This window comes from Tangfeifania sp. (genome assembly GCF_055108615.1).
This window is the reverse complement of sequence record NZ_JBSQIC010000054.1, coordinates 1-24784: the sequence shown is the minus strand read 5'-3', so window position 1 is coordinate 24784 and position 24784 is coordinate 1. Positions and strand designations below refer to the sequence as shown.

At 43.8% G+C, this 24784-nt stretch carries 25 protein-coding genes; 14 read left to right on the top strand and 11 right to left on the bottom strand.

Going from position 1 to position 24784, the window contains the following annotated elements; genetic code table 11:
• On the bottom strand, positions 1-923 hold a 923-nt coding region (locus ACTCNA_RS12000; RefSeq protein WP_462948160.1), incomplete at its 3' end, for a lipoate--protein ligase.
• A 142-nt stretch (positions 924-1065) separates the two neighbouring features.
• Between ACTCNA_RS12000 and ACTCNA_RS11995 the strand changes: the two genes are divergently transcribed.
• On the top strand, positions 1066-1668 hold the full coding sequence (locus ACTCNA_RS11995) for a methyltransferase family protein (RefSeq protein WP_462948159.1): 603 nt from the start codon (positions 1066-1068) through the stop codon (positions 1666-1668).
• Between the two features lie 241 nt (positions 1669-1909).
• Here ACTCNA_RS11995 and ACTCNA_RS11990 read toward each other — a convergent pair whose 3' ends face one another.
• From ACTCNA_RS11990 to ACTCNA_RS11965, 6 genes are all read right to left on the bottom strand, one after another.
• Positions 1910-3493 (bottom strand): calcineurin-like phosphoesterase C-terminal domain-containing protein, encoded by a 1584-nt coding sequence (locus ACTCNA_RS11990; RefSeq protein ID WP_462948158.1) that lies wholly within the window; start codon positions 3491-3493, stop codon positions 1910-1912.
• A gap of 62 nt (positions 3494-3555) precedes the next feature.
• Positions 3556-3690, bottom strand: a complete 135-nt coding sequence (locus ACTCNA_RS11985) for a hypothetical protein (protein ID WP_462948157.1) — start codon at positions 3688-3690, stop codon at positions 3556-3558.
• Positions 3691-3692: 2 nt separating this feature from the next.
• Positions 3693-4583 carry a hypothetical protein gene (locus ACTCNA_RS11980; protein ID WP_462948156.1) on the bottom strand — a complete coding sequence of 297 codons (891 nt, stop codon included), beginning with the start codon at positions 4581-4583 and terminating at the stop codon, positions 3693-3695.
• A gap of 375 nt (positions 4584-4958) precedes the next feature.
• Positions 4959-6545, bottom strand: a complete 1587-nt coding sequence (locus ACTCNA_RS11975) for an amidohydrolase (RefSeq protein ID WP_462948155.1) — start codon at positions 6543-6545, stop codon at positions 4959-4961.
• Between the two features lie 105 nt (positions 6546-6650).
• Entirely contained in the window at positions 6651-7007 is a 357-nt protein-coding gene (locus ACTCNA_RS11970; RefSeq protein WP_462948154.1) for a DUF2442 domain-containing protein, read from the bottom strand.
• Complete coding sequence (locus ACTCNA_RS11965) at positions 6985-7227, bottom strand: DUF4160 domain-containing protein (protein WP_462948153.1); 243 nt, start codon at positions 7225-7227, stop codon at positions 6985-6987. The genes ACTCNA_RS11970 and ACTCNA_RS11965 overlap by 23 nt, the downstream gene beginning before the upstream one ends.
• Before the next feature lie 261 nt (positions 7228-7488).
• On the opposite strand from ACTCNA_RS11965, the gene ACTCNA_RS11960 reads away from it, so the two are divergent.
• The 9 genes from ACTCNA_RS11960 (at position 7489) to ACTCNA_RS11920 (ending at position 16009) form a co-directional block, all read left to right on the top strand.
• The gene (locus ACTCNA_RS11960) at positions 7489-7830 is read left to right on the top strand and encodes a hypothetical protein (protein WP_462948152.1); all 342 of its coding nucleotides are present in this window, start codon (positions 7489-7491) and stop codon (positions 7828-7830) included.
• Between the two features lie 150 nt (positions 7831-7980).
• Positions 7981-9240 carry a glutamyl-tRNA reductase gene (gene hemA / locus ACTCNA_RS11955; RefSeq protein WP_462948151.1) on the top strand — a complete coding sequence of 420 codons (1260 nt, stop codon included), beginning with the start codon at positions 7981-7983 and terminating at the stop codon, positions 9238-9240.
• A gap of 14 nt (positions 9241-9254) precedes the next feature.
• Positions 9255-10181, top strand: a complete 927-nt coding sequence (hemC, locus tag ACTCNA_RS11950; RefSeq protein ID WP_462948150.1) for a hydroxymethylbilane synthase — start codon at positions 9255-9257, stop codon at positions 10179-10181.
• A gap of 2 nt (positions 10182-10183) precedes the next feature.
• Positions 10184-10954 (top strand): uroporphyrinogen-III synthase, encoded by a 771-nt coding sequence (locus ACTCNA_RS11945; RefSeq protein ID WP_462948149.1) that lies wholly within the window; start codon positions 10184-10186, stop codon positions 10952-10954.
• A gap of 20 nt (positions 10955-10974) precedes the next feature.
• A complete protein-coding gene (gene hemB, locus ACTCNA_RS11940; RefSeq protein ID WP_462948148.1) occupies positions 10975-11943 on the top strand; it encodes a porphobilinogen synthase in 969 nt (322 codons plus the stop codon).
• 334 nt (positions 11944-12277) lie between these two features.
• Positions 12278-13576 carry a glutamate-1-semialdehyde 2,1-aminomutase gene (gene hemL / locus ACTCNA_RS11935; RefSeq protein WP_462948147.1) on the top strand — a complete coding sequence of 433 codons (1299 nt, stop codon included), beginning with the start codon at positions 12278-12280 and terminating at the stop codon, positions 13574-13576.
• A 103-nt stretch (positions 13577-13679) separates the two neighbouring features.
• Positions 13680-14720, top strand: a complete 1041-nt coding sequence (gene hemE / locus ACTCNA_RS11930) for a uroporphyrinogen decarboxylase (protein WP_462948146.1) — start codon at positions 13680-13682, stop codon at positions 14718-14720.
• Positions 14721-14759: 39 nt separating this feature from the next.
• Positions 14760-15671, top strand: a complete 912-nt coding sequence (hemF, locus tag ACTCNA_RS11925; RefSeq protein ID WP_462948145.1) for an oxygen-dependent coproporphyrinogen oxidase — start codon at positions 14760-14762, stop codon at positions 15669-15671.
• A complete protein-coding gene (locus tag ACTCNA_RS11920) occupies positions 15668-16009 on the top strand; it encodes a hypothetical protein (protein WP_462948144.1) in 342 nt (113 codons plus the stop codon). Before hemF ends, ACTCNA_RS11920 begins: the two co-directional genes overlap by 4 nt.
• A 188-nt stretch (positions 16010-16197) precedes the next feature.
• Here ACTCNA_RS11920 and ACTCNA_RS11915 read toward each other — a convergent pair whose 3' ends face one another.
• The 4 genes from ACTCNA_RS11915 to ACTCNA_RS11900 form a co-directional block, all read right to left on the bottom strand.
• Positions 16198-16365, bottom strand: coding sequence for an ATP-binding protein (locus tag ACTCNA_RS11915; protein ID WP_462948143.1), 168 nt, complete (start codon positions 16363-16365; stop codon positions 16198-16200).
• 5 nt (positions 16366-16370) lie between these two features.
• Entirely contained in the window at positions 16371-17213 is an 843-nt protein-coding gene (locus ACTCNA_RS11910) for a sugar phosphate isomerase/epimerase family protein (protein ID WP_462948142.1), read from the bottom strand.
• Positions 17214-17254: 41 nt separating this feature from the next.
• Positions 17255-18583 (bottom strand): Gfo/Idh/MocA family protein, encoded by a 1329-nt coding sequence (locus tag ACTCNA_RS11905; protein ID WP_462948141.1) that lies wholly within the window; start codon positions 18581-18583, stop codon positions 17255-17257.
• A 61-nt stretch (positions 18584-18644) separates the two neighbouring features.
• Positions 18645-19754: an HU domain-containing protein gene (locus ACTCNA_RS11900; protein ID WP_462948140.1), complete on the bottom strand. Its 1110-nt coding sequence runs from the start codon at positions 19752-19754 to the stop codon at positions 18645-18647.
• A gap of 137 nt (positions 19755-19891) precedes the next feature.
• Between ACTCNA_RS11900 and galE the strand changes: the two genes are divergently transcribed.
• The 4 genes from galE to ACTCNA_RS11880 form a co-directional block, all read left to right on the top strand.
• On the top strand, positions 19892-20917 hold the full coding sequence (gene galE / locus ACTCNA_RS11895) for a UDP-glucose 4-epimerase GalE (RefSeq protein ID WP_462948139.1): 1026 nt from the start codon (positions 19892-19894) through the stop codon (positions 20915-20917).
• Between the two features lie 368 nt (positions 20918-21285).
• Entirely contained in the window at positions 21286-22197 is a 912-nt protein-coding gene (locus tag ACTCNA_RS11890; RefSeq protein WP_462948138.1) for an RluA family pseudouridine synthase, read from the top strand.
• Between the two features lie 68 nt (positions 22198-22265).
• Positions 22266-23318 carry a dTDP-glucose 4,6-dehydratase gene (gene rfbB / locus ACTCNA_RS11885; RefSeq protein ID WP_462948137.1) on the top strand — a complete coding sequence of 351 codons (1053 nt, stop codon included), beginning with the start codon at positions 22266-22268 and terminating at the stop codon, positions 23316-23318.
• A 405-nt stretch (positions 23319-23723) separates the two neighbouring features.
• A partial coding sequence (locus tag ACTCNA_RS11880; protein WP_462948136.1) for a carboxypeptidase-like regulatory domain-containing protein occupies positions 23724-24784 on the top strand: 1061 nt, incomplete at its 3' end.

Genomic DNA, 24784 nt, shown 5'->3' with positions numbered 1-24784 from the left:
TGCTGAACATTATTCAGCAGCTCTTTTATGTCTTCAAAACAGTGCCGTTTGCCGGGAAGTTTTTGATTCAGAAAATCAGCTTTTTGTGGAGAAAAAAAATCGCCCGAAACAATGGCTTCGGTAATCCTTCCTTTTTCCGTATTCAATGCTATTTTTAATGTCCGATCTCCCCATTTAGTTTCATTCTGAAACGCATATTTTGGTGAATATCCGAAATTCCATTCCCAGGTTTTAAACTTTTCATCGGCAAGTTTTTGAATCGCCCGGTTGTCATCTTCGGTCAATTCATACACTGAATTTTCTTCATTTTCGAGTTGAACACCAAGTAGAAACCTTCGGAATTCTTCAATCTTAATTTTATTTTTCAGAAAAGGCTGAATGTTGGTAACAATGCTGCGGTTCGACTGCACTGCTTTTCCGGTATATTTTCCGGGGACCACTTTTATGGAATGCCCTAAAGTACCTAAATCGGAGTCAAAAAGCAGCGTTCCGTGGTGCAGCACCCGTTTTTTGAAAACGTGCTCGGCATTCCCCGAAATTTTTTTATCGTTCACCAGCAAATCGTTCCTCCCTGAATTTAAAGCGGTTACACCGAGCTTTGCCAGCGCCTCAACCACCGGGCGGGTAAATTTTTTGAAATTGATTTCGGCGGTGTCGTTTACATTTTTGATGTAAGCGAAATTTACATTCCCGGCATCGTGGAAAACGGTTCCACCACCTGAAATGCGCCGGGCAACAGTAATATTATTTTCCCGTACAAACGGGTAGTTGACTTCTGCCAGGGCGTTTTGGTGCTTGCCCACAACCACCGTGTCGTGGCTTTGCCAGAGCATGAAAATATCCTCGCTAAAATTTTTCAGCAGGTACTCTTCTGCAGCCAGGCAAAAATAAGGATTGCTGTTTTCAAGCTGAATACAAAGCATAGTTCATTTTTTCAACCTGCGATTTACAAATTGCAGCTCAAATTTTACCACAAATCAAACAAAATTTTAATGCCCCGGGTTTCTGAAATCGCATTCTTTTGAAATTCCCGGTTTTTCATTTACTTTAACTCAAAATTCCTGTATGAACTGGCTCAAAATTATTCCATTTCTCGGATTCATGTTTCTCATTGCTTTAATTTCGGGAAAAATATTCCTGCTGCAAAAAAGAGGAGTAAAAGTAAGTTCCGGCAACGAAAATCCTCCCCGGTTTATGTTCATCCTTTACCCGGTCTTTTTTCTGCTTCTGTTGTTTTGGATTATTGAGCTGGCAAGACCGGTTTTTCAATTTCAGTTTTCCTTTTTAAGCGATCAGTTAACAGTGCTGCTTACCGATTATCTTTTTCTGAATATTTGCGGTGCATTGCTGATTTTTATTTCGCTGATTTTTATGGCCTTAACGCTACATCATTTTAAAACCTCGCTGCGTTTTGGGCTGAATGAAAACAACCGCGGAAAGCTGATTACTACCGGCATTTTTTCATTTTCGCGCAACCCGTTTTTTCTCTCCATCATTATTTATTTCCTGGGAACAGCACTCGTTTTTCCAAATTGGTTTTTCATCGGATTTGCCATGCTCGCTATTGTCAGCATCCATTTTTTTATTCTGAAAGAAGAAAAATTTATGGCAAAACATTTTGGCGAAAACTACCTGAAATACAAGCAAAAAGTGAGGCGCTATTTTTAATTCTACTTCGATAAATTTGAAAATAAACAGTTAGCACCGTCCCTGCTTCTGGCGGCAGACAGGCTTCATGGCGGTGTTTTAAAACTATTTTACAACACATTTCACAACACGTGAATTTTTGAAAAATATTGTAATTTATTATTTTACAATATTTTTCAAAAGGTCATCTACTCTTTTCACCGCCCTAAAGGACGGTGCTGTTTTTAAATAAAAAAAATCTGCCGAAGTAAAATTAACCGGGCTATTTAATTCGCACCAGTTTTTTGCCTTCGTATGTAAACCAGTCATCGGTTGCTTTTATCTGAATAAAATGCACGCCCGGCTCAAGGTTTGAAGTTAAATCCGCTTCCCAGATGTGTTCAGAGTCAGCATCGCCGCCCATTTTACGCCACGGCACATCGCCCAGCTGGTTTTCCCGTTCTTTTTCGGCCAGCCTGACCGGGTCTTTTTGGGGAACACGTTTCATCTCCGTCCATTGCCCGTTTTCACCGACTTTCATTTTCACATCGGCATCGGGCAGGGCGTTATAAATATTGGCAATTACTTTAAAAGCGCCGTCTTCAGCAGAAACTACATCGGGTGCAGCAATATGCATTTGCACATTTTTAGGCACTCCGGCAGTTTTCCATTTCAGGTTCCAGCTGTTTCCATCGATGTTTAAAAATGCATACCCGTTTGGCGTTCCGTCCGACATCATGGTATGCGGGATTCCGTATTCATCGGGAGCTCCGGTCCACCAGGCACCACAAACCGTTCCCACGCTAATCATGTGGTGTGGCTGTTCTCCCGGAAAACCCTGTTCTTTATCTATAAAATGATGATAATGCCGGTGTGTATGCGCCGCCAGCGAAACCGTGTTGGGATGGGTGGCAATCAACTCATAAAATGCCTGTTTTTCGGCCTCATCGAACCACGGAGTTGAACCTTCGTAAGGAATATGCGCCATTAATACAAGCAGTTGGTTGTCATCCAGCCGTTCCAGTTCATTTTTCAGAAATTCCATCTGTGCTTCGCCAAGGCCGGTGCGGTAGTAGCGGTCGTCTTCTTCAACAATCCATCGGATATTATCGAGCACCACAAAATGTGCCGGACCATGGGTAAAAGAGTAATAAGAAGGTCCGAACGTGTTGAACCAGGTACCCCGGGCTTCGGTGCTGTTGTTTCCTGTATAATCGTTGTCGTGATTCCCGGCAACATACCACATCGGAATCCCGATGTTTGAAAGGCTTCCGATAAGGTGATCGTAAATGCTTAAATCATCGAAAACCACATCTCCGAGGGTAACGCCAAAATCGGCATCCACGCCAACCAGTTCGGGAATTACTTCCTCCGACATGTAGTAAATTTCCTTATCGTCGCGGGGCTGGGTGTCGCCAAAAACCAACACTTTCAGCTTATCCGGCTCTTCAGCAGGATAGAGCGGAAAATCAACCGATTCGGGCAAAAGACCGGTGGCTTCAAGTCCCTCGTACTTGGTTCCCGAAACGCCGGTAGCGCTAAACATTTTATAAAACTGCGGAACATTTTCGCCATCCACCGGAACAGCCCAGTTGCGGGGCTTGATTACAAAAGTGGCTGCATCGTTTCGCAGCGGAAGTTCATATTCGCCTTTCCGGTTGGTTACCACCACTTCGCGGCCGTTGGATACGGCAACACCTTCGAGCGGCTCGTCCGCATCCGAATCGAAAACGGCATTTTCATTTTTATCGTGATAAACAACTCCTTTTACAGTCGTGCGAACCTGGGCATTCAACAATGATTCGTTTTGCAGGGCGGGCATCAGAAAAAATGCCACAGCCAGCAAAACCGGTAATTTTATCTTCATAATTCTTCTATTTTATACCTGAAATTTTTCTATGTTTTCAAAAATATAAAATAAAATTCAGGCTAAAGGATATCGGCCATAAAATTAACTTCTGCAAACGGTTTGTTGTCGAGATAGCCGGTTTTGGTTTTGAGAATTAGAATTTTACCATAACCACCGGAGTTTGTTTTTACCAGCCAGATTTGATTGGGTTTCACATTCACTGCCGTAAAATAAAAATCCCCTCATCCGTGCAAAACCAGATGTTATTTTGATGGTCCACATTTACTGCTTTTATAAAGACTTCCGGAATTTGCCCTTCTGCGGAGCGGTGCCAATTCTGGCCGTCGTAAACAAAATAGCTTGAATAATCGCCTTCTTTGCTTCCCCGGGCCCAGATAAAATCCCTCTTATCGACAAACATCCTGTTAAAAAATCCAACATCAAAGTTGCCTTCAATTTTTTGCCACTTCCCATTTTTATAGATGAACACTTCATTTTCATAACACCCTGCACATGATGAAAGTGAATGGTCGGTAGTAAGCACTGGTTCATCCTTCGAAGTTAAATCCAGAGCAGAAATCCAGTAAAAACTCGCATCTCCCCCGAGTTGTTTCCAGTTGTTTTGATTGTCAATGCTGAAAACAGCTGCATTTCCAACGGTTCCCATCGATACAAAATACGCCCGGCTTTCCCGGTCCACTTTCAGGTTCTGAATGACATTTTGATTCAGCATGGAATTCTCCGGGGTATAAAGGCTGAATGTACCGTTGTCGTAATACATCAGTCCGCCCAAATTGTGGGCCGCTGAGGAAAACCAGATTTTTCCGTTTGGGGCAACCTCAACTTCATTCACATAATCACGTGGCAATCCGGCATTTTCAGACGTATAAAAAGTAAATTCCCCTTTGTAAAAACGCGCCAGGCCTTTCTCCTTTGTTCCCAGCCACACTCTTCCGTCGGGCGCAACGGAAACATCCTGAATGACCGTACCGGCTGAATAGGATTGCGTGTTCAAACCATCGTGAAAAATCAGGTTGCTCCCCGAAGCAATCCAGGCGTTTCCATCGTTGTCGAAGTCAACACAGGTAGTGTTTTCGCCTTTTAACACCCATTCTTAAACATCGAAATTGATTTCCCCCGGAAATTCATTCAGCACAACCTCGTCGTCATCTTTGTTGCAGGAAACAAGAAAAAACAAGCAGGATAAAAAAAAGTAGTTGGTATATTGAGCACTTCCATAATCGCTAATCGCAATATAACCAGGAATCTAACACCGGATTAATATATTTCTTATTTTCATAAATTCTGAATCCCCCTGAAATCCCCCTTTTGGTATGAAACATCCATTTTCCAAATGTAAAATCCCGACCAAAGGGGGACTAGCTCCGATGAACATCCTACCTCAATGATCTACAGGCAAATGTTTGTTTTGTCAGGTGCCATGTGATCCGCCGGCTGGCGGACACCATCTCAATTTTCCCGTTCAGCGTTCAAACACCTTCTCTCCTGCAATCCAGGTGCTTTCAATTTTCGCATCCAAAATTTCCTGCGGGGTGGCGGTCATCAAATCGGTATCGAGAATGACAAAATCCGCCCATTTGCCGGGTTCGAGGCTGCCTTTTTCCTTTTCTTCGAACGAGGCTTTTGCTGGCCAAAGTGTGATAGAACGCAGCGCCTGCTCACGCGAAAGTGCTTCATCTGCCAGGAAACCACCTTCGGGCCAGCCGTCGTGGTCGGTGCGAAAAACGGAGGCATAAAATGTAAACAGCGGCTCGATGTGTTCCACCGGGAAATCGGTGCCGTTGGGTAGCCAACCGTTTTGCTGCAGCAATGTTTGGTAAGCATAGGAACCGTTTTTCAGTCGTTCAATTCCCAGCCGCTCATCGGCCCAGTACATGTCGGAAGTGGCGTGGGTAGCCTGCACCGACGGAACAACGGAATACCGGGCAAATTTCTCCATATCATCCGGATGAATGATCTGCGCATGTTCAATGCGCCAGCGCCGGTCGTTTTTACCTTTCAGGAATTTCCCGTAGGTATCCAAAATCAGCCGGTTGGCACCGTCGCCAATGCAGTGCGTGGACATGGCAAAGTTGTTGCCGTACGCCAGCTGGCAAATGCTGTCATAATACGCCTGGTTTTCAATTTGAATTCCTTTGTTGCCGGGGTCGTCGGAATAATCGTCAATCAGCAGCGCACCGCGTGATCCCAAAGCACCGTCGGCATAAACTTTTATGGTATTTATTGTAAGGCGACTGGTTTGAACCGGCCCTTTTTTAACAAAATAGTCAAAGTTCTCTTCGGTGGCGTTCAGCACAGCGTTGACACGCATTTTCAGCTCATTGCTGTTTTGCATCTGCTTCATCAGCCCGATTGTATTTTTATCGAGACCGGCATCAGTAACAGAAGTGAGGCCCACGGCAAAACAGTTTTTCTGGGCTTCCAGTAACCCGAGGTGTTGCTGTTCTTTTGTTATTTCAGGAATCAGTTGCGAAACCAGTTCCATGGTTTTATCGATTAAAATTCCTGTTGGATCCCCGTTTTTCACCACCACCTGGCCACCGGCAGTTTTCGTTTCAGCTGTAATTCCGGCCATTCCCAGTGCTTTTGAGTTGCACCAGCCGGCGTGCCCATCCACGCGAACCAGGTACACCGGTGTTTCGGGAAACATTTCGTCCAGCCTGGCTTTGTCCGGGAATTCAGTCCTTTCCCAGTCGTTTTGATCCCAGCCGCGACCCAGCACCCAGTCGCCGCCAAATTTTTTGTGGTGTTCTTCCAAAATAGCATAAATCTCTTCAGGTCCCGATGTTCCCCGTAATTCAGCATATTGCATCAAGTTTTGGCCATAGCCGTTAAAATGCGCGTGGGCATCGTTAAATCCGGGGTAAATAAATTTCCCTTCGGCATCCACACTATTTTCAGCCAAATATTTCGAGCTGATTTCTTCGCTGGTTCCGGTGGCCACAATTTTTCCATTGGCCACAGCCATACTCTCAGTTTCCGAAAAAGTGCTGTCAACTGTATATATTTTGGCGTTGGAAACAATTAAATCAACCTTTTCTTTTGTCATACATGAACTTATTATCAGGGAAAAAATTAAAATATAAACTCTATTCCTTCTCATTTTAAACAGTTTAAGTTTGGAATGATGCAAAGATAGAAATAAGGAAAGAAGTTAAGCAGAAGCTTTTGTCGTATTGACAGAAGCTTCTAAATGCTCGAGCATATCGCTGATTGCAACGGTTTGAATAAAACCTTTCACAGAAAGATCTTCATTTAAATCTTCCCAGGAAATGCCAACACCCTCCCCAATTAGTTCCCATTTTTGAAGTTCTTTTTCGGTGGAATTTTTTAAACGTGGATAAATAGAAATTTTCGTTTCCAGTATTTTCCCTGTATTCAGAATTATACCAATTAGATCCAATTCTTTATCGATGATAACATTTTTAATCCTTAATCCTCGTTCGAAGATTAATTTATCCAGGGGGTCTTTTGATTTAAGGTCTGCTTTATTGTTTTTCGAAGTATTCATCCCATACTTTTTTTAGAAATTCCAAATTGTCTGTTACAATCTCCTTTACCTCTTTCTGTTCTTTTGGCGCAAAACCATAAAAATATTCAGGTTCAACCGATGGTTCCAGCCAAATTTTTCCATTTGCATCTGCCCTGTTTATATGGATATGTTTTGGTTCAGTGCTTTCATTACTGAAAAAATAAAACCGGTATCCTTTTATTCTTAATACAACTGGCATAGTAAATTCAAAGTTAATGATAAATATTTACTTCGTTTTATTTTAATGCAAAATAAGGTGTACGACAAATTACATTATGTGCCTGCATAAGAACAGATTTTTTACACCCTGTAAATACAATTTTTAGATGTTTCGACTCAACCCTGAAAGCTACGTAGTTGATATTTATCAATTTGAAAAATTATTTCCTGATAAGTCGCTGTGAGGGATTAATATTTTATAATTTAGCCAACTGATTATCTCAAATAGAAAGAAGACAAAATGTTTACATTAGGCATATTTTCCACACATATTCCCTACATTGTGCTGGTGGCATTCTATGCCTACTTTTTACTTTTTGGAATAGGAAAAGCATCAAAAGGAGAAGTTATTGAAGAAAATGCAACTTCTTCCCTTTACGAAGTTCAGGTTGCTGACCATTTCGATGCTAAAAATACATGTTGCTTTTATTACCAAACTACTGATTCATTTGCCGCGCAAGAAAAACTCGAAGATTTTATTTTCAAAAGAAAAATCAGCCGAAAGGCGTTGACAGATAATCTTTATTATCGTTTTCATTTCATTCCCGGCACATCAAACAGGCCACCACCGGTTTTAAGTTAATATTCCTTTCATCCGGGAAAAATTAATCCGGAGGACTTTTCGTTTTCTCATCTTTTTATTCAACAAAACAGAAATTACAGGTGTTGTGGATGCGAAGAGTTAATGTTTAAGTTAATAATTCTCAGTTAACCAATTCGAAAAAAAAAGTGTATGATAGGCTTGATTGGCATCAGCCATAAAACATCCCCCCTGGAAATAAGGGAAAAATTCGCGGTTGCACAGGATGAAATTGTTCCTTTTTATGAAATGTTGCAGAAAGAAACGGACATTTCAGATATAGTTGTACTGTCCACCTGCAACCGCACCGAAATTTATTTTTCGCAAAACAAGTACGACTTTCACCTGGCAGCAAAACTGGTTTATAAAACGCTGAAGCAGTTTAAAGGCATTCAGGAAAAATACTGGCACATGTTTTACAGCTATTCAAAATCGGATGCTGTGAAGCATCTGTTTGAAGTGGCCTCGGGTGTCGATTCCATGATAATCGGCGAAGATCAAATCATCGGGCAAATAAAAGATGCCTATGTTTTTTGCACCGAAGAAGCCCTGACCGATGCAGTTTTGATGCGGCTGTTTCAAAAATCATTCGAAACCAGTAAAAGAGTACGCAGCGAAACAGAAATCAAAATGGGAAACGCATCAATTAGCAGCGCTGCCGTGCAAAAATGCATCACACTTTTCGAGAAGTTGTCGGACAAGCGCGTGTTGCTGATAGGTGCAGGCGAAACCGGAAGCCTCGTTTTACAAAACCTGCATAAAAACGGCGTTTACCGGATTGCTTTGACCAACCGGACACAGACAAAAGCCGAAAAACTGGCAAAAAAACACAAATGTACACCGCTGCCATTTGAGCACATGCCTTCCCATTTATACTTGTATGATATTGTGATTGTAGCCACGGGTTCCAAAATTCCGCTTGTAACCACCGAAATGGCCCGCGAGGCAGCCGAAAAAAGAGAAGGCCGGAAACAGGTTTACATCGATATTTCGGTGCCGCGCAACATTGAAACAGACATTGAAAAATTGGAAAATGTTAATTTATACACCATCGATGACCTGGACAAAATTGTGAATACCACCATGAAAAAACGCAAAGGATGCATCGATTCAGCAACCAAAATTATCGATGATATGGTGGCCGATTTTGATGAATGGATGGCCAGCCGTTCGCTGCGCCCTGCCATAAAAGCCATTACTTACAACATGCAGAAAGTAACCAAAGAAGAACTTTCGGGCTACAATAAAGTGAATTCGGAAGATATGCAACTGGCCATCCGCGATTTTTCGAAACACCTCACCCAAAAATACACCCGCATGTTCATTAAAAACCTGAAAGAACTGACAGCCAACGGGAAAAACACCGAAGCGCTCGACATTGTAAACGAACTTTTTAGTATTAGCGAAGAGTAAACCGATTAAATAACATGAGCAAAAATACCATCTGTATTGGTACACGTGGCAGCCAGCTGGCCTTGTATCAGGCCGAAATGACAAAAAAAGAACTGGCTGAAAATTGCCCCAACCTCTCAGTTGAAATTGAAATTATAAAAACCAGGGGCGATAAAATTCTTGATGTGGCGCTTTCAAAAATTGGCGACAAAGGATTGTTTACCAAAGAAATTGAAAATGCCCTGCTCGACGGAACTGTGGACATTGCCGTGCACAGTTTAAAAGATTTGCCAACCATTTTACCCGATGGTTTAAAACTGGGAGCCGTGCTGGAAAGAGGCGAATTTCGTGATGCACTGGTAAGTAAAGACGGACGCAAACTCAGTGAACTCACTCCCGAGGATACAATCGCCACATCGAGTCTGCGGAGAAAAGCAGCCTTGCTCAAAATCAACAAAGATTTTAAAATTGTGGATGTCCGCGGAAATGTGAACACCCGCCTCAGGAAAATGGAAGAAGGCCTCTGCGATGCCATGATTATGGCAGCAGCGGGTTTGCAGCGTTTGGAGCTCGACAATTACATCACTGAAATTCTGGAACCCGATGTGTTGATTCCGGCCACCAGCCAGGGAGTAATTGCCATCGAATCGCGCGAAAATGATACCCGGATAGACGAATACCTGAAAGAAATTAACCACAACAAAACCTGGAATGCCATTGAAGGCGAACGCGCATTTTTGCATACCATCGAAGGCGGATGCCAGGTGCCGGTGGGTTGCTTTACCCGTTTTGAAAAAGAAAAATTTACCATTACCGGATTTGTGGCCTCAGTTGACGGAACGCAGTTCCTGATTGATGAAGAAACCGGAACAGTTGAAACTGCGCATGAAACAGGTAAAAAGCTGGCGCAAAAACTCCGAGAAAAAGGAGCCGCCGAAATTCTGGCAAACATCAGAAAGTAACCATGGATCTTCCGCTGAAAAATAAGCTGTTCATATCAACCCGTCCGGCAGGCCGCTCCGACGAAATGAAGCGCCTGTTTGAAGAGGCCGGTGCGGAATTGCTGGAAATGCCGCTGATTAAAATTGAGCCGCTTTCTGTTTCAGCAGCAGAAAAAAAGCTGGTGAAAAACATCGGACAGTTCGATTGGCTGATTCTGACCAGCGCCAACGGAGTGCACTACTTTTTTGAATCGTTCAATAAAATTTCAGATAAACAAAAACTCCCCGGGCATCTTAAAATTGCAGTCATCGGCAACAAAACCCAAAAAAAGCTGGAAGAATACAGTTACTCTCCCGATTTTGTAAATCCCGGAAACACTGCCGAAGATTTTTCGGAAGCATTTTTAAAACACCTTCAAAAAGAAAAACAACACCCGAATATTTTGCTGGCGCTCGGAAAACTGGCGCGCACGGTTATTCAGGATGCGCTGACAGACATTGCCTACTGCACCCGGATTGATTTTTACACCACGGTCATTCCGGATACAGTTGATCAAAATATCATAAATCGAATTAAGGAAGACCGTTATGAAATGCTTATTTTTACAAGTCCATCAGGAATTAAAAACTTCCTGAAAATTAGCGGTACCCAACAACCGGAAAAACTGCGTGTGGCCTGTATCGGAGAAATTACCGCCCGCACGGCAAAAAAGAATAACATTGAACCGTTTGTGGTTGCTGAAAAAGCAACGGCAAAAGGTTTGGCAGATGCGATAATTAATTATTACAATTAGAAATCAAAAAATATACAACTATGCAATTTCCTGTTACACGACTTCGCAGATTACGCAAAAACGCTGCCATCCGCAACATGGTGCGCGAGACGATACTAAACCGAAACGACCTAATTATGCCGCTGTTTGTATGCCCGGGAGAAGGAGTTGAAAACAAAATTTCATCCATGCCGGGAAATTCGCAGCTCTCAGTGGATTTACTCGTGAAAAAATGCCGTGAATTGTACAACAAAGGAGTGCAATCGGTTTTGCTTTTCGGGATTCCCGAATCGAAAGATGAAACCGGAGATGTGGCCTGCCAGCACAACGGAATCGTTCAGCAGGCTGTCCGCGCACTGAAAAAGGAAGTGCCCGAAATGTACCTGATTGCCGACGTTTGCAATTGCGAATACACCACGCACGGGCACTGCGGAACCATTGTAGATGGCGATGTGGACAACGACCTGACACTCGACACGCTGGCCCGGCAGTCGGTTTCGCTGGCCGAAGCGGGAGTGGACATGGTGGCGCCAAGTGATATGATGGACGGCCGCGTGGGAGCCATTCGCACTGCGCTCGATGAAAACGGGTTCAAAAACACCCCGATTATGGCCTATTCCGCAAAATATGCATCCGCTTTTTACGGTCCGTTCCGCGAGGCAGCCGAAAGTGCTCCTCAATTTGGCGACCGCAAAACTTACCAGATGGACCCGGCAAACGGCGATGAAGCCTTGCGCGAAGTGGAACTGGATATTCAGGAAGGAGCCGACATCGTAATGGTAAAACCGGCGCTCAACTACATGGATGTCATTCAGCGGGTAAAAGCCAATTTCAACATTCCGGTGGCTGCATACAACGTGAGCGGCGAATTTTCGATGGTGAAAGCCGCCGCCGAAAAGGGTTGGATCGATGAAAAACGGATTGTACTCGAACTGCTCACCGGCCTGAAACGGGCAGGAGCAGACATCATCATCTCGTATCATACACAGGATATTATTGAGGAATTGTAGGCCCCCTAAATCCCCCAAAAGGGGACTTTTCCCGCCTTCTGCGGGATCTAAATAGGAATAAAATCCTGAAAGGATTAAACAAAAATAGCCGTAGGTGCAACCTACGGTGAAATAAAGCAAGGAAACTGAACCCCGAAGTGGGTTCAACAGTTTGAAAAGATAAACACTAAGTCATCGGATGACTTGTTTTTTTTGAAAGCAGTCATCCGATGACTAATAACAAAAACATTTATTTAAAACAGAATGAAAAACTCACCCTGATTTCGGATACCCGAAATCTTCCCTCTCTTTTGAATGAGAGGGAGAAGAGGAAAAGTCAATAATCAACATAATTATGAGTTACGAAAAAAGTATTAAAGCATTTGCAGAAGCACAAAAACATATTCCCGGAGGGGTAAATTCTCCGGCCCGTTCATTTAAAAGCGTGGGCGGCGACCCGCTGTTTTTTGCCAGTGCCAAAGGCTCGAAGGTGAAAGACATCGACGGAAATGAATTTATCGACTACGTGGGTTCGTGGGGCCCGATGATACTGGGTCACGCACATCCTAAAGTGGTGGAAGCCATTCAGAAAACTGCCGAATCGGGAGCCAGTTTTGGCGCACCTACTTTAGTGGAAACCGAAATGGCGAAGCAAATCAAAAAGATGGTTCCCTGCATCGACACCGTGCGAATGGTAAATTCAGGAACCGAAGCCACGATGAGTGCACTGCGGCTGGCCCGCGGCTATACACAGCGCGACCTGGTGATTAAATTCGAAGGTTGTTACCACGGACACAACGACAGTTTCCTGATTGAAGCCGGCTCGGGGGCACTGACACTCGGAGTGCCCAACACGCCCGGCGTAACAAAAGGAACGGCACGCGACACGCTCACTGCCAAATTCAATGATCTTTCTTCTGTTGAAAAGTTATTCGATCAGTATAAAAATGAAATTGCCGCAGTAATTGTGGAGCCGGTTACCGGAAACATGGGTGTAATCGAACCTCGGAAAGAATTCATCGAAGGGTTGCGGAAACTGTGCGACAACAACAAGTCGGTGTTGATTTTTGACGAAGTGATGACCGGTTTTCGCCTGGCAAAAAGCGGTGCGCAGGAGATTCTCGGCATCACACCCGATTTAACCACGTTCGGAAAAATAATCGGCGGCGGATTGCCCGTGGGTGCTTACGGCGGGAAACAGGAAATTATGGACATGCTGGCTCCTGCCGGTCCGGTTTACCAGGCAGGAACGCTTTCAGGAAATCCGCTGGCCATGGCCGCCGGGTTAACCACACTGCGTTTGCTCGATGAAACCCAAAACTTTTACGAAGACCTCGAAAAATCTTCGGCCTATTTGGAAGAAGGATTGAAAAACAACCTGAAAGAACTAAATTTCAACGGTGTGATTAACCGGGTTGGTTCTATGCTAACACTGTTTTTTACTGATGCCGAAGGTGTTCAGTCATTTGCCGATGCAAATAATTGCGACACCGGTTTGTTTGCCCGCTATTTCAAAACATCACTGGATAAAGGTGTTTATTTTGCTCCGTCTCAATACGAGGCCTGTTTTGTTTCAGCGGCGCATTCCAAAGCCGATTTGGAAAAAACTATCGAGGTAAGTTATGAGGCGTTAAAGGCGTTGAAGCAGGGCTAAGGGACTTCGACTTGGAAAGTCGAAGAATTGGTCAAAAAAATGTTGGACTTGAAAAGTCCAACTCCTGTTTGATTGAAAAATGAACTAAAAACAAAACAAAATAATGCAGGAACCCATTTTATTAGAAACACTCAGAGGAAAAGCCACCAGCCGGCCGCCGGTATGGTTTATGCGGCAGGCGGGCCGCGTGTTGCCCAATTACCTGAAACTAAAAGAGAATTACACATTCTGGCAAATGATGCAGCAACCCAAAGTGGCTGCAGAAGTTACACTGATGCCGGTTTACGATTTGGGAGTGGATGCAGCCATTTTGTTCAGCGACATCCTCGTGGTTCCTTACGCGATGGGAATGGGCCTCGATTTTACCGACAAAGGCCCTGTGTTTGAAAAACCGCTGGCATTTCGCGATAATCCGCTGGAAGGACTGAATCCCGATCCTTCGAAGCTCAATTACATTTACGATGTGGTGGACGAAATCATCAAAACACGGCCGGCCAACACGCCGCTCATCGGTTTTTGCGGCGCACCGCTCACTGTGCTGCTTTTTATGTTGCAGGGACTTGGACGGAAAGGCGATTTTCCGGATGCCACCAAATTTATTTATCAGCATAAAAAAGTGGTGAAAGCGCTGGCACACGAATTGACTGATCTTTCCATTGTATATGCCGAAGAACAAATTAATCACGGCGTGGAGGTTTTCCAGCTATTCGATACACACGCCGGGTTGCTTCCGTTCGATCTGTACAACGAACTGTTTATGGAGCCGGTGAAAAAAATTGCGGCTGCCGTCAGGACGAAAAATGTACCGTTTATTTTCTTCCCGAAAGGACTGGGAACCGGCATCAAAAATATTACACCGGAATATTGCGACTTTCTGAGCATCGACTGGCAAACTTCGCTGCCCACTGCACGTGAACTGGTGCACGACGATATTGGGTTGCAGGGAAATATCGACCCGAGATTGTTGTACGCCCCGCAGGATGAAATGGAGAAAGTGCTGGAAAAGTACATTGAATTTGGCAGTAGAAACACCAACTGGATTTTCAACCTCGGCCACGGTTTTTTACCGGGACTGCCTTACGAAAATGCAAAGTTTTTGGCGGATTGGGTAAAAAACACCAACTGGAAAAGAAACATTTCCTGATTCATTTGTTCCTGTTTATCCAGGAATCATTTACAAAAAATGGAAAATATTCAGCGAATAGCAGACACGTTCAGCAAACTTCAGCAGGAAATTTGCCCCCAGTTGGAAGAAGCCGACGGAAAAGGAAAATTCCGTCATAGCCGGTGGCAAAAAAGCCTCGGAAATGGTGTCACTTCAGTATTGGAAAAAGGAGCGGTGATTGAAAAAGGAGCGGTTAATTTCTCTTTTGTGAAGGGTGATTTCTCTGAACGGATGGAAAAAATTCTGGGCGAAAAAGGGACCAAATATGCCGCCACCGGAATTTCTTCCATCCTGCATCCTGAAAATCCCTGGATGCCGATTATCCACATGAATGTGCGCTATTTTGCGCTCGACAGCGGTGTGTTGTGGTTTGGCGGCGGCATCGACCTCACGCCTCACATCATTGTTCCACGTGAAGCCGCCAGTTTTCACCAGTCGCTGAAAAAAACCTGCGACACTTTTGACAGTCGGTTTTACCCGGAATTTAAAAAGTGGGCCGACAACTATTTCTATTTGACGCATCGCGAAGAAACACGCGGAGTGGGCGGCATTTTCTTCGACCGGCAGCGGCCCGGCACTCCTGGAGAGCTGGAAAAGCTTTTCGGATTTTGTGTGGCGCTGGCCAGAAAATACCCGGAAATTTATACCGATTTCATGAATAAAAACGGTCGGGAGAAATACACCGTTCGCGAAAAACAGTGGCAGCAACTCCGCCGTGGCCGGTACGTTGAATTTAATTTGATTCATGACCGCGGCACCAAATTCGGGCTGGAATCGGGTGGAAACACAGAGTCGATCATGGTGAGCCTGCCGACAAATGCTTCCTGGGCATACAATTACCAACCCGAACCCGGAGGATTTGAAGAAGAAACACTCAGCCTGCTCAAAAAAGAAATTGACTGGATAAATGTTGAAACCGGCCCCAAATGATATTTTCAACGCACATACCACTGTTTTTCACCAACCTGCTCAGCTTAGAGTGGCGGATTTTCTACACCTGCCTCGCCACCATCATCATCAACCTACCGTTTGGTTACCTACGCGGCGGACTGCAAAAATTTTCGCCCTGCTGGTTTCTGGCTATTCATGCGCCGGTGCCGCTCGTTATTCTCATTCGTGATTTTCATGGACTGGAATTAACCTGGTCGCTGGCACCGTTTCTGCTGGGCAGTTTTTTCATCGGACAATTTGCAGGCCGTAAAATCTGGTCAGTATGGCCTTTCCGCGAGAAAAAATATTCGTGTGCGCTAAACAGGTTTCGGAACTAATGTATTTAACCTGATTAGGCGCTAAGCGGGTTTTCTGGGTTGAAGCAGGTGGCTGTTCACCAGCTGGGCCCGAGCCAGCAGGTTTACCCTGTGAAATAAAAACCGCCTAACGAATTTCACAGGGTGAAGACTTCGCCGTTGAGCTGGTGGCTCAAAGCCCACCTGCTCAATATTTCCATACGAAGGATTCAGAACGCACAAAACCCACCGGGAACCACCCCGGCTCGCTGCATTAAGTTGGCAAGAATAGCATTGCGGGCAAGGCTGTATTTCCCAAAATCCTTTGCCGGCATGCCTTTGGGAAGTCCGCCGGGATTGGAAACAATAATTCTGGCCGGAAAAATTTCTACTACCACTCTTGTTAAAGCCGTAAATTTTTCAAAAACTCGGCACTCGATTGCAAGCAGCCCAACCCATCGGGTTCATTGTCGCGTTCCACAATGTAATGTTCCATACCCTGTTTATTGGCTTCTTTAAAAATGGGTCCAAAGTCGATAATTCCCCGGCCGGGGCAGATGAAATCCTCATCGGGTGCCATGTCTTTTACATGGAGAATTGGAACTCTTCCGGCATATTTTTTCAATACTTCAAGTGGGTCGCCGCCACCTTTTTTTACCCAGTAAATGTCCATTTCGCAGTTGACAAAATCGGCATCGGTATTTTCCATCAGGTAGTCGAAAGGTAATCCTTTTTCCATATTCCGGAATTCATTGTCGTGGTTGTGCCACAAAAATTTCAATCCGCGGTTTTTTGCCAAACTTCCCACTTCATTCAGCCGTTCAACCGACTTTTCACAGTCTTCCAAACTAAATGGAACATCGCCGTACCAGGGCCAGTAGTCTAACACGTATTCCTGTCCATAGGATTTAATCTTGTCGAAACTTTCTTTTAGTTCATCGTTGGACGAACGAAAACTGACACTTCCGGCAATGGGGGTTATGCCAATTTCTTTGCAAAAACTGACAAATTCCTGAGGTGAAGATGCATAGTTGCTCCCTCCTTCCAGTTCCGAAAAACCGAAATCAACAGCCTTTTTCAGTGTTCCTTTCCAGTCGGCTTCCATGGCATCACCTGCAATCCCCGAAATAAATCCGAATTTTTTAAGTTTTGCACTTCCTTCTGAAGCCAGCAAATTGAACGGGTTTAATGCCAATGCGCCGGCTCCGGCAATGCTGGTTTTTATAAAATTTCTCCTGGTATTCATTTTTTCAAATTTTACTTTTCAAAAAACAATATCTAAAATTTTTAAACCTCCGGTAATTTCCACGGTTTGCGGTATTCCGGAGTAATCAGCTCGTTGGCCTTTTCACAGTTGGTAAACCGGTTTTGTTCGTCGTCCCATTCCAAAACGGTTTGCCCCACGCGGGCGGCAATGTTTGGGATATGGGCGTGCAAAGCGGCAGCCCTTCCCACTTCCGGCGGGCACGAAGTCTTTTCACGGGTTTTAATACATTCCAGGAAATTATCCACATGCTGACGGTGCGATTCATGCCCTTTGGTGTACAAAACTTCTTCGGCTTTCGGAGCTTCTTTCTCGCCATCCCATTCCGGCGACAGATGATATTTATAGCGGTCGGCCACGATGGTTGCCTTTTCGCCTATAAACTGCAAACCGTACGATGAATCGAACGGCCCTTGCTGAATGCCGGCAGTCATGTCCCAATTGATTACGAAGTCTTTTTTCGGATAAATCACATTCATCGTATCGAACGAATCGCGGTGCATGGTTTTCCGCGAAAGGTTTTCAGCATAGGTAATTACATTTTCAGGCCCTTCAGTCAGGTCTTTTGCCCAAATTCCCATATCGAGCAGGTGCACGCCCCAGTCAGACATCAGGCCCCCGCCATAATCCCAAAAGTGGCGCCAGCTGCCGTGAAAACGGTTTTCGTTAAACGGGCGTTTGGGGGCCGGCCCCAGCCAAAAGTCATAATCTACTCCTTCGGGCACGGCGCTGTCGGGTTTTGGAGTAGAGCCCAGGCCATAATTGAAATTGGCCCAGACATTCACCTTGCGGAGCGTACCAATTTCGCCCGATTTAATCAACCCCATCACATCTTTAAAAACTTTGTTATCGCGCTGCTGCTGGCCCACCTGAACCACCCGGTTATAGCGTTTGGCAGCTTTTACCATAATATTGCACTCGCCAATGGTATTGGCCATGGGTTTTTCAACGTAAACATCCTTACCCGCCTGAGCAGCTTCCACCATAATCAGGCAGTGCCAGTGGTCGGGCGTGCCAATAATTACCGCATCAATGTCAATTCTTTCCAGCAATTTTCGGTAATCACTGTACAGTTGAGGTTTCTGCCCGTAATCATTTTTAACCGTTTGTGCCCGTTCGTTCAGGATGTTTTTATCCACATCGCAAAGTGCCAGGCAGTTTACCATTCCGGTGTCGAGGTGGTGACGTAAAATTCCGAAACCCATGTTACGGCAGCCAATAAGTGCCACATTCACTTTGTCGGAAGGAGCAACCTCTGATGACCAAACATTTTCAGGAACTACAGACAATGAGCTTATTGCCGATGCTGCAATGGCCGATTTTTTGAGAAAATTTCTTCGTGAAGGATTCATTTTATTTTCGTTTAGATATTAATATTTCCTTTATTAGTTAGTTCATGGTTTTCGTTTTTAATTATTCCGGAATAAAAACCCAAACCCCTGAATCAGGGTATTTGTCTAAAAAATTATATTGAGCGCCATAGGCTTCAATTTCATTATCGAATATGTCGATTCCTACAATATAAAAACTGCCCTGTTTTCCCAGATGGAAAGGTTCGTAACCTTCATTTTCCAGCTTCCTGAAATATTTATTGGCATTTTTGGCCTCTTTAAAACTGCCGCCCACCAGATAAAACATCGACGTATCGGGTTTTACGTAATGAGCAGAATCAATAGTTATTTCCTGAATTTGCACGCTATCTGCCTGAACTATTTCAACCGAATCTGTTTGAATTGAATCTACCCCGGTAACCGGCAGTGGTTCAGATGCTTCCTCTTCAGCAGGAATTTCCTCTGCCGGGGGTTCGTTTTCAGTAACTTCGGCCACCGGAGGTTGTTCTTTCACCACATCATCTTTAAGCAGAATAAAAATACCTGCAGCAACTATCGGAATCAAAATCAGCAAAAACCACAACCAGCCTTTTTTCTTTTTTTCTGGCTCTTCCGGCTCGCCGGGCAATGAATCGGGAACCGTTTCGGGCTCAGATTCTTCTTCAGGGGCCTGCTCGATACTTTCGGCTTCGGGAATTTGTTCTTCAGGAGGTTCCTCCACACTTGTAGTTTCAGTTATCTCTTCTTCCTCTGGTTTTTCTTCCGGTACAGGCCCAGGCTCATCTTTCAGTGAAGTTTCATCCAGCCCAAAAGTTTCGGAAAACAATTTTTTCCCTTCTGAGGGCTCAAACTGAATTTCATTGCTCTCATCCAAAAAAAGAACCCCCGCATTTTCAAGGGCTACTTTTTCCCCTTTGTCGAGCTGATAGATAATTTCATCACGTTCATCTTCAATTTTTTTCAGCGCTTCAAAATGCGAAATTCCTTCTTTATTCGCTATTGCATCTACCAGTAAACCATCGTTATTCCGGATTTTGGGGTTAAAAGTAATCGCCTTCGTAGGCGGCTTTATCTCATCAGATTGCTCGTCGATTTCGGCAGGTTTATAAACAGAAACAAACGCACCAAATCCTGGTACAATAACCGTTTCATTTTCCTGAAGGAGATTTTGTATGTATTTTCCTAACTTCACTTTTTCGGATTTTTACTGGTAAAATTATAAAAACATCCGTGGAAGTAAGGTTTTCGAATCATTAAAATTTTCAGAAGATAAAAGAAATTACCCCCCTGCTTTACTTAAATTTTTAATTTTACGCTAAAAACTGAGAAATGAACAATAAAATATTGGTTACAGGCGGAACCGGATACATAGGTTCGCACACCGTGGTTGAATTGCAGGAAGCAGGATATGAAGTTGTAGTAGTAGATGATTTATCGAATTCAGGCATTGAAGTGCTTGGCAACATCGAAAAAATTACCGGAAAAAAACCAGCGTTTGAAAAATTTGATTTATCGGACCGGGAAAAAACCGAAGACTTTTTTAAACGAAACACTGACATTGAAGCCATCATTCATTTTGCCGCTTCAAAAGCAGTGGGCGAATCAGTGGAAAAACCGCTGCATTACTACCGCAACAACCTTGTTTCGCTGATGAATCTTCTGGATTGCCAGCTTAAATTTAAAATTCAACATATTGTATTTTCATCGTCGTGCACGGTTTACGGCCAGCCCGACAAACTGCCCGTAACCGAAAACACACCGCGAAAAGATGCCGAATCGCCTTACGGAAATACCAAACGGGTGAATGAGGATATTTTGAACGATACCATAAAAGCCCATCCACAGCTGAAAGGAATTGCTTTGAGGTATTTTAATCCCATTGGTGCCCATCCGTCGGCGCTGATTGGCGAACTGCCGCTGGGCGTACCGCAAAACCTGGTGCCGTTTATTACCCAAACTGCGGCCGGAATTCGTGAGGAGCTGAAAGTTTTTGGAGACGATTACGACACGCCCGACGGCTCAGCTATCCGCGACTACATTAATGTGGTGGATTTGGCCAAAGCGCACGTGGTGGCTATTGAACGGTTGCTTCATAAAAAAAATAAACAGAATTATGAAGTATTCAATCTGGGAACCGGCAAGGGCATCTCGGTTTTGGAGATGGTAACTGGATTTGAAAAAGCTACCGGCGTTAAACTGAACTACAAAATTGTGGGCCGCCGTGCCGGCGATATCGAAAAAATTTGGGCCGACACCACTTTTGCCAACGAAGAGCTGGGCTGGAAAGCTGAGAAAGACCTGGAAGAAACGCTGCTTTCGGCGTGGGAATGGGAAAAGAAAGTGCGGAAGATTTAAGAGGATGTCGCAGTGTTCAGAAAACAATTGTCCGTTACAATTAACGGTTTCTGAATCATTCGAATTAAGGGTTGGACCCACTTCGGGGTTCTTCTCATATCCACTTCATTACCACGGGTTTTACCCGTGGCTATTATTGTTTAATCCCTTTCGGGATAAAGAAATGTCCGAAGGACATAAACAAAAATAGCCCCGTGCGAAGCTCGGGGAAGGCAATAGGACGTAAAGGCACAACCCCGGAGTGGGTTGAATTATTGACAATCAGCTAATATCAACTCTTGATTCGCATGAATCACAATAAAATAGAACTATCTTTGTCGTGGCCGGATTTTAAACATCTTCCTGCCAATTAAATTGCATTTTCATTTATGAAACAAAAATCCAGCAACCCACGCGCCGGTTCAAAAAAGCCCCAGGCACCCGGCTTAGAAGTAAAAGAGCAGGAAGAACTGATGAAATTTCTTTTGGCCAACTTCCCGGATAAAAGCCGCAACAAGGTTAAATCAATTCTGAAAAACAGGCAGGTTTTTGTTGATGGAAAAGCGGTTTCCCAGTTTAATCATTTACTGAGGCCGGGACAAACTGTAACGCTGGGGAAAAATACGCCACAGCCCGCTGCCAACCAGGTGTTTGGGATGACAATCGTTTACGAAGACAAAGATTTGATTGTGGTAAATAAAAAAGCCGGCCTATTGACCATTGCTACCGAAAATGAAAAAAGGGACACTGTTTACAGCATTCTCAGCAACTATGTGAAGGAGCAGGATGAAAAAAACAAAATTTTTATCGTGCACCGGCTCGACCGGGAAACTTCCGGGTTAATGATGTTTGCTAAAAACAGCGAAATGCAGGGAATGCTCCAGGAATCGTGGAAACAAACCATTTCCGAACGGAGTTATTTGGCGGTAATCGATGGACAAATGGAAAGACCGGAAGGAACTTACCGGTCGTATCTTTTTGAAAGCAAAGTGTTTAAAGTGCATTCCTCTCAAATTCCCGAAAAAGGGCAGGAAGCCATCACACATTACTCAACCCTGAAAAGCAATGATTTGTATTCATTGCTAAAAATGACGCTTGAAACCGGCCGTAAAAACCAAATTCGTGTTCATTTGCAGGACCTGAACCACCCGGTTATTGGCGATAAAAAATACGGTTCCGTTTCAAATCCCATAGGAAGGCTTGGTCTGCACGCCTGGATTTTGGCTTTCAGGCATCCGCTAACGGGCGAATTGGTTCGTTTCGAAACTTCCATTCCGGGGAGTTTTCTGAAATTGTTTTAGCAACGAGTTTAAAACTGCTTTTCATTTCAGCCGGAAAAATGTAATTTTGATTTTAAAATTTGAAAACTATGAAAACCATTCTCATCACCGGCGGTGCCGGATTTATTGGTTCACATGTTGTTCGTTTATTTGTAAATAAATATCCTGATTATAAAATCGTTAACCTCGATAAATTAACCTACGCCGGCAACCTGGCCAATTTAAAAGACATTGAAAACAAACCCAACTACGAGTTTGTAAAAGGCGATATTGTTGACGGCGATTTTATTCTGCAACTTTTCGAAGAAAGGCAGTTCGACGGGGGAATTCACCTGGCAGCAGAGTCGCACGTTGACCGTTCCATTTCGAATCCGACGGAATTTGTTTACACCAACGTTATTGGCACGGTAAATTTGCTGAATGCAGCAAAACACATTTGGAAGGATGATTTTTCGGGTAAAAAATTCTACCACATTTCCACCGATGAAGTTTACGGTTCCCTGGGAGAAGAAGGCATTTTCACCGAAGAAACCCGCTACGATCCGCACAGTCCGTATTCGGCATCAAAAGCCAGTTCCGACCACTTTGTGCGGGCCTACCACGATACTTTCGGGCTGCCGGTTGTTATTTCAAACTGTTCCAACAATTACGGTCCGTATCAGTTTCCTGAAAAACTAATTCCGCTGTTTATCAATAACATACAAAATAAAAAGCCGCTGCCGGTTTATGGGAAAGGCGAAAACGTGCGCGACTGGCTTTGGGTAGTCGATCATGCCCGGGCCATCGATGTGATTTACCACAAAGGAAAAACAGGAGACACCTATAATATTGGCGGTTTTAACGAATGGAAAAACATCGACCTCATCCGCACCATGTGCCGTGTGATGGATAAAAAACTGGGAAGAGAAGAAGGCGAATCGGAAAAACTCATCACTTACGTAAAAGACCGTGCCGGGCACGATTTGCGTTATGCCATCGATGCCACCAAAATTAAAAACGAACTGGGCTGGGAACCTTCGGTACAGTTTGAAGAAGGCATCAGCAAAACCATCGACTGGTACCTCGACAACGAAGAGTGGATGAAAAATGTAACCTCGGGCGACTACCAGAAATATTACGATAAACAATATTTAAACAGGTAATAAACCGCCGCGTTTCATAAAAAATCGAAATGCTTTTGCCCCAAAGGAATAACCTGTTTATATCCTGGTGAAAAATTGTTGAAAAGTCGCCAAAAATGTTTAATAACTATTCATTGCTTATTTTGGTAGAAAAATAAGTTAATGCAAACTTTCCTTTTCTGTTTTCCGAACGGGACAGGCAAAAAATCGAAATTATAAAATATTGTTCTTCAGAAACTTATTTTAATAATATAAAAAAACAGGCCATAAAAAAATAAGCTGTCATAAAATTAATTAATACTTAATCATTAAAAAAAATAAAAAGGTTTTCTTTGCCGGGCAAATTGCATAGAATGTGAAAAATGCAACTTAAAAAACTTACATACTATTCATTTTATACAACTTCTAAATTAAAATTTAAAATTTATGATTAAAAGAATCAGGGTTTTATTAGTAGCGCTCATTATTTCATCGGCTACTATAATACAAGCACAGGTAACCACCTCCAGTATGAGCGGACGGGTTACCGATGCCGAGGGGGCTGTTATCGGTGCAACGGTGATTGCGACACATACCCCATCAGGAACTACTTATGGTACTGTAACCAACACGGAGGGCCGGTTCAACCTAAATGGTATGCGTGTAGGCGGACCCTACACTGTAAAAGTTACTTTCATTGGATATGGTGATTACACACAAAACAACATTACGTTGAGTTTAGGTGAAAACTATGTAATGAATGTTGTACTCTCTGAAGAATCATTATCAATAGATGAAGTTCTTGTTACGGCAACCCGCACAAAATTCTCTAATGAGAAAACCGGAGCAGTGACAAATATTACAAACAGCCAGATAGATAATTTGCCTACAGTAAACCGTAGCATTATGGACATTACCCGCCTTTCGCCTTATGGAGGTGATGGTATGAGCTTTGCCGGTACTGATGGTCGTACAGCTAACTTTACGGTGGATGGAGCTAATTTTAACAATAACTTCGGTTTGAGTGATGCGCTTCCTGGTGGTGGTAATCCAATCTCTATTGAAGCTATTGAAGAATTGCAAGTTGTAATTGCTCCATACGATGTGCGCCAAACCAACTTTATTGGGGGTGGTGTAAACGCTATTACAAAATCGGGTACAAACACCTTCAAAGGTAGCGCTTACGTTTATCACAGAAATGAAAACATGCGCGGAGATGCTGTTAATGGTATGCAAATACAAGGCGCACGTGAAAAAGACCGTAATACAACATACGGTTTCACTTTAGGTGGTCCGATTATCGAAAACAAATTGTTCTTTTTCGTAAACGCCGAAATGGCTGAAACACCAACAATTGCCAATCGTTGGAGAGCTTCAACCGATGGTGTTGCCGATCCGGACAATTACATTTCGCGCACAACAGAAGACGACCTTCAGACAGTTTCTGATTTTGTGAGAAATAAATATGGATATGAAACGGGATCTTACACAAATTTCCCGGCAGATGA